The following is an 8,835-nucleotide window of genomic DNA, read 5'->3' on the forward strand; positions in this document are numbered from 1 at the left end:
GCCCCGGCGGACGGATCCGCCGGGGCCCTGCCGTGTGCCGTGCGCCGGTCAGACGCCGTACTCGTCCAGCGGCGGGCAGGAGCAGACCAGGTTGCGGTCGCCGTACGCGCCGTCGATCCGGCTGACCGGGGGCCAGTACTTGTCCGCCGGGTTCACGCCGGCCGGGAAGACCGCCTCCTGCCGCGTGTAGCCGTGCGCCCAGTCGCCGGCCAGGGTGGCGGCGGTGTGCGGGGCGTTGCGCAGCGGGTTGTCGTCGGCCGCCCAGGCGCCCGAGCCGACCTTGTCGATCTCGGCCCGGATCTCGATCATCGCGTCGCAGAACCGGTCGATCTCGTGCAGGTCCTCGGACTCGGTCGGCTCGATCATCAGGGTGCCGGCCACCGGGAAGGACATCGTCGGCGCGTGGAAGCCGTAGTCGATCAGGCGCTTGGCGATGTCGTCCACCGTCACGCCGGTCTCCTTGGTGAGCGGGCGCAGGTCGATGATGCACTCGTGCGCCACCAGGCCGCCGGGGCCGGTGTAGAGCACCGGGAAGTGCGGGGCCAGCCGCTTGGCGATGTAGTTGGCGCTCAGCACCGCGACCTGGGTGGCGCGCTTGAGGCCCTCGCCGCCCATCAGCCGGACGTACGACCAGGAGATCGGCAGGATGCCCGCCGAGCCCCACGGGGCGGCCGAGATCGGGCCGACGCCGGTGGCCGGGCCGGCCTCCTCCTGGAGCGGGTGGTTCGGCAGGTACGGCGCGAGGTGCGCGCGCACCGCGACCGGGCCGACGCCCGGGCCGCCGCCGCCGTGCGGGATGCAGAAGGTCTTGTGCAGGTTCAGGTGCGAGACGTCCGCGCCGAACTTGCCCGGCTTGGCCAGGCCCACCAGCGCGTTGAGGTTGGCGCCGTCGACGTACACCTGGCCGCCGGCCTCGTGCACCAGACCGCAGATCTCGGTGATCTGGGTCTCGTACACGCCGTGGGTGGACGGGTAGGTGACCATCAGCACCGAGAGGCTGTCGCGGTGCTGCTCGATCTTGGCCTTGAGGTCCTCGACGTCGACGTCGCCGTCGACCAGGGTCTTGACCACGACCACCCGCATGCCGGCCATCACGGCGGAGGCGGCGTTGGTGCCGTGCGCGGAGGACGGGATGAGGCAGACGTCGCGCTGGGTGTCGCCGTTGGCGTGGTGGTAGGCGCGGACGGCCAGCAGGCCGGCCAGCTCGCCCTGGGAACCGGCGTTCGGCTGGATGGAGACCGCGTCGTAGCCGGTCACCTCGACCAGCTGGCGCTCCAGCCCGCGGATCAGGGTGAGGAAGCCCTCGGCCTGGTCGACCGGTGCGAAGGGGTGCAGCTGGCCGAACTCCGGCCAGGTCACCGACTCCATCTCGGTGGTCGCGTTGAGCTTCATGGTGCAGGAGCCCAGCGGGATCATGCCGCGGTCCAGCGCGTAGTCCCGGTCCGACAGGCGGCGCAGGTAGCGCAGCATGGCGGTCTCCGAGCGGTGGCTGTGGAAGACCGGGTGGGTCAGGTACTCGTCCTCGCGCAGCAGCGCGGCGGGCAGCGCGTCGGCGCCCTCCGCGACCTCGGCGCCCTCGACGCCGAACGCGGCCCAGACGCCCGCCAGGTGCTCGCGGGTGGTGGTCTCGTCGGTGGAGACCGAGATCCGGTCCGCGCCGTCCTGGAAGACGTTGATGCCGTTGGCGCGGGCGGCGGCGGCGATCTCGGCGGCGCGGCCCGGGACGACCGCGGTGACGGTGTCGAAGAACTCGCCGTGCAGCAGCTCGACGCCGCCGGCCCGCAGGCCCTCGGCGAGGGCGGCGGCGTAGCGGTGGGTGCGGCGGGCGATGTCGGCCAGGCCGTCCGGGCCGTGGTAGACGGCGTACATCGAGGCCATCACGGCGAGCAGCACCTGGGCGGTGCAGATGTTGCTGGTGGCCTTCTCGCGGCGGATGTGCTGCTCGCGGGTCTGCAGGGCCAGGCGGTAGGCGCGGTTGCCGTCGGCGTCGACGGAGACGCCGACCAGGCGGCCCGGCAGCGAGCGGGCGTACTCGGCGCGCACCGCGAGGTAGCCGGCGTGCGGGCCGCCGAAGCCCATCGGCACGCCGAAGCGCTGGGAGGTGCCGCAGGCGATGTCGGCGCCGAGCTCGCCCGGGGACTTCAGCAGGGTCAGCGCGAGCAGGTCGGCGGCGACGGCGACGATCGCGCCCAGGCCGTGGGCCTGCTCGATCACCGGGGCGAGGTCGCGGACCACGCCGGTGGCGCCGGGGTACTGGAGCAGCACGCCGAAGACGCCGCGCTCGGCGATCTCGGCCGGGATGCCCTCGGACAGGTCGGCGACGACGACCTCGACGCCGGTGGGCACGGCGCGGGTGTTGATCACCGCGACGGTCTGCGGCAGGGTCTCGGCGTCGACCAGGAAGACGCCGCCCTTGACCTTGGTGACGCGGCGGGCCAGCGCCATCGCCTCGGCGGCCGCGGTGCCCTCGTCCAGCAGCGAGGAGCCGGAGGTGGGCAGGCCGGTCAGGTCGGAGACCAGGGTCTGGAAGTTGAGCAACGCCTCCAGGCGGCCCTGCGAGATCTCCGGCTGGTACGGGGTGTACGCGGTGTACCAGGCCGGGTTCTCCATGACGTTGCGCAGGATCACCGGCGGGGTGAAGGTGCCGTAGTAGCCCAGGCCGATCATCGACGTGAGCACGGAGTTGCGGCCGGCCAGCTCGCGCAGCTCGGCGAGGACCTCGGCCTCGCTGCGGCCGGCGGGCAGGTCCAGCGCGGTGATCGAGCGGATCGCCTCGGGGACGGCGGCGGTGGCCAGCTCGTCCAGCGAGCCGTAGCCGACCTGGGCCAGCATCTTCTCCTGCGCGGCGGCGTCGGGGCCGATGTGGCGGTTCTCGAAGGGGCTGGCCTGTTCGAGCTCGGTGAGGGTCGCGGGGGTGGTGGGGCGTCCCGAGTTCGGCTGGGCGTTCATGGTGGTCGAGGCCTCCTGGTCACGGACCGGCGGGGGTGCGCACGCCGGCCGCCTCACCGCTGCGGCAACAGCGGAGCGACCGGTCGGACGAACCCGACAGGCCTCCCCCTCTGTCATCGGGACCTGAGAGCTTCGCCCGCACGGGGCGCCGTGGGACGCCCCGCCGGCTTGCACCGTCGGTGAGGGTGGGGTCCGCCGGCTCCCTCGCCCGCGATCCTGCCCTGCTTTCCAGAGTGACCTATCCCGCACGGTACGGATGCCTGAGAGATTCCGGGGAGGAGTTGCTCCTTCGGCGCCCCGACCAGCGGTTTCCGCTGTCGGGGACTCTCCCGAGCGGGCTCGGCGGTCGCGCCCAGGGTACCAGCGGGAGGCACCGCGATCACGGCTGCGTCAGGCCGTTCGACGACTTCGTTGCTGACGGGGCCGGTGACCCGGTCGGCGCAGCCCCGCGCCCGTCCGGCCGCGCCCCGGTCGCGGGCGTCCGGTTCATGGCTTTTGGTGTGAAGTGGCGCTGTCCTGCGGGCGTTCCGCGAGCTCACCGCACTGGAGGAGAAGAGAGTGCAGACCGACATCGACCCACGGGACCTGATCGGCCACAAGGCGGTCGACCGCAACGGGGACAAGATCGGCACCATCGACGAGGTGTACCTGGACGACGCCACCGGCCGGCCCGAGTGGGCCGCCGTCCGGACCGGCATCTTCGGCCGGGACGCCTTCGTCCCCCTGACCACGAGCGAGTTCTCCGGCGACGAGCTGCGGGTGCCGTACGACAAGTCCCTGGTGAAGGACTCACCGGACTTCGGCGTGGGCCAGCACCTGTCGCCCGCCCAGGAGCTCCAGCTCTACCGCTACTACGGCCTCGACACCCCGAGCGAGGGGCGGCCGACGGCACCGGGCGGCGTCCCGGAGGCAGAGGCTGCCGACCTCGACTTCGGCACCACGGCCGGCGCCGGCACCGGCACGGCGGGCGCGCCCGCCCAGAACGGGACTCCCGCTCCGAACGGGACGCCCGGCGCCACCAACGGGACCGGCGCGGGCCACGGGACCAACGCCTCCCGTCCGGCCAAGCAGCTCACCTTCCACCGGGCGGGCGACCTCGACAAGCCGGCCGACCCCGCCCCGGAGACGCACATCCGGCCCCTCGCCGCCCCCGCGCCCGTCACCCCCGCGGCCCCCGTCACCCCCGCGCCCGTCAACCCGGCCCCCGCCGCAGCCGCACCGTCGCCCGCCCCCGCCCCGGCTCCCCCGTCGGCCGCACCGCACCCGGCCGTCGAGCCGCATCCGCAGCCCCAGTCGCATCCGCAGTCGCAGCCCCAGTCGCATCCGCAGTCGCAGCCCCAGTCGCGGACTTCGCGCCCGGAGAGCGGCCCGGCCGCCGCCTCCCCCACCGGCCGGGTGGAGATCACCTGCCGCGAGGAACGCCTGGACATCACCACCGAATGGCAGGTGATCGGCACCGCCAAGCTGCGCAAGTACGTGACCAGCGAGCACGTGGAGCGCCGGGTCCCGGTGGTCCGCGAGCGGGTCCGGGTCGAACGGATCCCGGTCGGCGAGGCCGAGCGGGCCGCGCTCGACGAGAAGGAGATCGCCGAGGCGGTGGAGGAGGTCACCCTGCGCGAGGAGCGCCCGGTGGTCCGCAAGTACCTGGCACCGGTCGAACGGGTCCGCCTGGTGATCGAGCGGTACACCACCGAGGAGGTGGTCCGCGAGGAGCTGCGGCGCGAGCAGGTCGAGATCCACGACGACGTCGCGGCCACCCCCGCAGCCCCGTCGTCACCGCCCACCGCCGCGCAGAACCCGGCCCGTCAGGTGCCGGCCAGACCACTCGTCTGACCCCGCCTTCCCCCGGTTCCCACAGGACCCCGGCCGCCCAGGCCGGGGTCCTTCCACTTTGCCAAAGCTTAACCAATGAATATTTGACACTCTGAAGTATCTCCCGGCATGGTTACTTCAGTTCATTCACTATGTACGGGAGGAAGCAACCGTGAGTGAGGCACCACAGCCCACCACCGCGGCCGAGAAGCAGAGCAGCGCCCGGGTCCTGCCGGCCCTCATCCTGGCGATGCTGTCGTTCAGCGTGGTGCAGACCGCGGTCGTCCCGATCCTGCCCTCGCTCGCCAAGGAACTGGACGTCTCCGGCTCCAGCATCACCTGGCTGATGACGGCCAACCTGCTGTCGGCCGCCGTGCTGACCCCCCTGCTGGGCCGCTTCGGCGACCTGCGCGGCCGCAAGCCGATGCTGCTGATCTCGCTCGCCGGCCTGGTCGCGGGCTCCGCACTCGCGGTCTCCACCCACTCCTTCACCTGGCTGGTCGTCGCCCGCGTGCTCCAGGGCGCCGGCGGTGGCGTGCTGCCGCTCGCCATCAGCATCGTCCGCGACGAACTGCCCAAGCAGAAGGTCACCGGCGGCGTCGCCGCCATCAGCGCCTCGATGGGCGTCGGCAGCGGCCTCGGCCTGGTCGCCACCGGCCTGCTGCTGGAGCACTGGAGCTACAAGTCCATCTTCTGGATGGGCCTGGTCTTCGGCCTGATCGCGGTCGCCCTGGTCGCCCTGCGGGTGCCCACCGACCCGGTCACCGACAAGGACGGCGGCGCCGACCCGCTCGGCGCGCTCACCCTCGCCGGCTGGCTCTCCGCCCTGCTGGTCGCGGTCAGCCAGGGCAACACCTGGGGCTGGACCTCCACCAGGACCCTGGGCCTGTTCGCCGTCGCCGCCGTGGTCGCCCTGATCTGGGGCTTCATCGAGGTCAAGGTCGCACACCCGCTGGTCGACATGAAGATGATGTCCCGCCCGGCCGTCGCCTTCACCAACCTGGCCGGCCTGCTGATCGGCTTCGGCATGTACGGCTCGTTCATGGTCATCAGCAACTTCGCCCAGACCCCGGAGAAGCTCGCCCACTACGGCTTCACCGCCACCGTGCTGCACGCCGGCGTGATGCTGCTGCCCTCCGCCCTCGGCTCGATGGTCGCCGCCCCGCTCGGCGCCCTGCTGATCGCCCGCCGCGGCCCCCGCCTGCCGCTGGTCCTCGGCGGCGTCCTCGGCGCCGTCGCGATGGCCTACCTGGCCCTGCGGCACAGCCACGAGGGCGACATCTACCTCTCCTCGGCGATCTTCGGCCTCGGCATCGGCCTCGCCTTCTCGGCGATGCCGGCCTACATCAACGGCGCCGTCCCGGTCGAGCAGAGCGGCATCGCCAACGGCATGAACGCCGTGCTGCGCACCGTCGGCGGCGCGATCGGCACCGCCGTCATGGCCGCGATCCTCACCGGCGACACCATGAAGCTGCCGATCCCGGTCTCGCTGCCCACCCTGGACGCCTACCGGCACGCGTTCTGGACCGCCGCCGTGGTCTGCGTCGTGGCCGGCGCCGTCCCGTTCCTCATCCGCACCGTCAAGCCGGTCACCAGCGTGACCGTCGGCAACCGGACGGCGGCCCCGACCCCCGGCCACGAGCCGGTGAAGACCGACGCCTGACGAGGCGTCCGACCCGCGCCCAGGGACAGGGCGCGGGGACCGGACCCGGACGGTCGCCGAGGGCATCGCGACCGTCCGCGGCCCGGATCCGCGAACGGCCCCACCCGGCCCTGTGCCGGGTGGGGCCGCTTCGGCTCAGTGGCCGTCCTCCCGCTCCGCCTCCGCCGGCCAGTCCTCGCGCAGCGGCAGCGGCCGGGCCGGCTCCAGTGCCGGATCCTCGACCGCGAAGGTCCGCACCCGCCCCGGCCCGCTCCACGGCGTCTCGAAACGCACCGTCACCCGCCCCACCCCGCTGCCCTGCACCCACCCCGGCCCGTACTCCGTGTGCCGCACGTCCTGCCCGGGCAGCCAGCGCCGCGCCACCGCGGCCTCCTCCTCGACCGCCTCCGGCTCCTCCTCCGCCCCGGCGCCCGCGGCCGCCGCCGCGGCCTCCGCCTCCTCCCGGACCGCCTGGGCGAACAGGTCCTCCTGGGTGTAGTCGGCCAACTGCGCCACCCCGACGCCCAGCAGCCGCACCCCGCCCGTGATGTCCACCTGCGAGGCCAGCCGCCGGGCCGTCTCGACGATCACCGTCTCGTCGTCCGTCGGGCCGCGCAGCGTCTCGGAGCGGGTCAGCGTCGAGAAGTCGAAGCGCCGGACCTTCAGCACCACCGTCCGCCCCGAGCGCCCGGCGCCGCGCAGCCGCCGCACACAGCGCAGCGCCAGGGTCTCCACCTCGCGCAGCACCCGGTCGCGGTCGGCCAGGTCCACCTCGAAGGTGTCCTCCACCGAGACCGACTTCGCGTCCTGGTCCGCCACCACCGGCCGGTCGTCCAGACCTATGGACATCTGGTGCACCCCGGCCCCGTGCGCCTTGCCCAGCAGCTGCACCAGCTCCGCCTCACCGGCCTCGGCGAGCTCGGCCACCGTGTTCAGCCCCGCCCGGCGCAGCACCTGCTCGGTGGCCGGACCGATCCCCGGCAGCGCCCGCACCGGCATCGGCCCGAGCACCGCCCGTTCCTGCCCCGGCTCGATCAGCACCAGCCCGTCCGGCTTGGCCCGCTCGGAGGCGATCTTGGCCATCAGCTTCGACCCCGCGGCCCCGACCGAGGCGGTCAGCCCGGTCCGCCGCTCGATGTCCGCCCGCAGGTCCTCCGCCAGGGCCAGCACCAGCCGCTCCCCCGTTCCGTGCTCCGCCTCGGCCAGCACCGGTCCGTAGGGACCGGCCTCCAGGTCGACGAAGGCCTCGTCCAGGCTCAGCGGCTGCACCAGCGGCGACAGCTCCCGCAGCAACGCCATCACCAGCTCGCTCACCTGCCGGTACGCCTCGAAGCGCCCGGTCAGGAAGGCCGCGTTGGGGCAGAGCCGGCGCGCCTGCGCCGTCGGCATCGCCGAGTGCACCCCGAACCGCCGCGCCTCGTAGGAGGCGGTCGAGACCACCCCGCGCCCGCCCAGCCCGCCGACGATCACCGGCTTGCCGCGCAGGCTCGGCTTGGCCGCCTGCTCCACCGACGCGAAGAAGGCGTCCATGTCGAGGTGGATGATGCTCGGCAGTGACCGCACCTGCCGATCATGCCGTACGGGTCCGACAACGCCGCCGAAGCCGCCGGCGCCTCAGCGCGCCGCCTGCTCCGGGCCCGCGTCCGCCAGCGCCTGCGGTATGCCGTGCTCGCGCGGCCCGAGGAACAGCGGGTCCGGCCGCAGCCAGGCGTTCAGCGCCGCCTTCCCGGCCCCCGGGATCTCCCGGAACCCGCCGTACAGCCAGGTGGCGTTGCGCGCCTCCGGCACCCCCACCGCGTACGACTCGATGCCCGCCGCCTCGCAGAGCGCCAGCGCCCGGCGGACGTGGAAGTCCTGGCTCACCAGCACCGCCCGGTCCACCCCGAAGATCCGGTGCGCCCGGGTGCAGGAGTCCCAGGTGTCGAACCCCGCGTAGTCGCCGACCACCCGGACCTCCGGCACCCCGTGCTCGATCAGGTAGCCGCGCATCGCGTCGGTCTCGTCGTAGCCCGTCCGGCCGTTGTCCCCGGTGACCAGGATCGCCTGGACCTTCCCCGCCCCGTACAGCTCCACCGCCGCGTCCAGGCGGTGCGCCAGGTACGGCGAAGGCCTGCCGTCGAACAGCCCGGCACCGAACACCACGGCCACCGGCGCAGGCGGCGCGCTCGCCACCGTCCCCACCCGGTCCCCCGCCGCCAGCCACAGCCAGGCGCTCGGCGCGAGCGCCAGCGAGCAGCCGACCGCCACCAGCTGGAACAGCCGCCGCTGAGCCGGCCGCCGGCGCAGCCGCAGGCCGAGCCGCACCGCCCTGCGCGCCACCAGCGCGGGAATCCCGGAACCGAACCGCACATGCCCTCCCTCGGCCGGCCCACCTGGCTCGTCCCGGCACTCACCGGGCACGACGACGCCGTGGGCCCGGACGGTTCCCCGTC

At 73.7% G+C, this 8,835-nt stretch carries 4 protein-coding genes, 2 pseudogenes and 1 riboswitch; of the genes and pseudogenes, 3 read left to right on the top strand and 3 right to left on the bottom strand.

From position 1 onward, the window contains the following. Positions 1–48: 48 nt before the first annotated feature. Positions 49–2,949: an aminomethyl-transferring glycine dehydrogenase gene (gene gcvP / locus ACFU74_RS19980; RefSeq protein WP_380758435.1), complete on the bottom strand. Its 2,901-nt coding sequence runs from the start codon at positions 2,947–2,949 to the stop codon at positions 49–51. A gap of 238 nt (positions 2,950–3,187) precedes the next feature. Next, positions 3,188–3,291, bottom strand: a riboswitch (glycine riboswitch). A gap of 216 nt (positions 3,292–3,507) precedes the next feature. Between gcvP and ACFU74_RS19985 the strand changes: the two are divergent. The 3 genes and pseudogenes from ACFU74_RS19985 to ACFU74_RS19995 all read left to right on the top strand — a co-directional run. Continuing rightward, a pseudogene (locus ACFU74_RS19985) lies at positions 3,508–3,897 on the top strand (PRC-barrel domain-containing protein); the annotation flags it as partial. A gap of 465 nt (positions 3,898–4,362) precedes the next feature. Further along, positions 4,363–4,782: pseudogene (locus tag ACFU74_RS19990) on the top strand (DUF2382 domain-containing protein); the annotation flags it as partial. A gap of 151 nt (positions 4,783–4,933) precedes the next feature. Beyond that, on the top strand, positions 4,934–6,424 hold the full coding sequence (locus tag ACFU74_RS19995) for an MFS transporter (protein ID WP_380758437.1): 1,491 nt from the start codon (positions 4,934–4,936) through the stop codon (positions 6,422–6,424). A gap of 135 nt (positions 6,425–6,559) precedes the next feature. On the opposite strand, the gene ACFU74_RS20000 is transcribed toward ACFU74_RS19995, so the two are convergent. Both ACFU74_RS20000 and ACFU74_RS20005 read right to left on the bottom strand, forming a co-directional pair. After that, positions 6,560–7,966 carry a DNA polymerase IV gene (locus tag ACFU74_RS20000; RefSeq protein WP_380758439.1) on the bottom strand — a complete coding sequence of 469 codons (1,407 nt, stop codon included), beginning with the start codon at positions 7,964–7,966 and terminating at the stop codon, positions 6,560–6,562. Positions 7,967–8,017: 51 nt separating this feature from the next. Next, entirely contained in the window at positions 8,018–8,734 is a 717-nt protein-coding gene (locus ACFU74_RS20005; RefSeq protein ID WP_380758443.1) for a vancomycin high temperature exclusion protein, read from the bottom strand. Between the last annotated feature and the right edge of the window lie 101 nt (positions 8,735–8,835).

This window comes from Kitasatospora sp. NPDC057500 (assembly GCF_042802195.1).
Taxonomy (GTDB): Bacteria; Actinomycetota; Actinomycetes; order Streptomycetales; family Streptomycetaceae; genus Kitasatospora.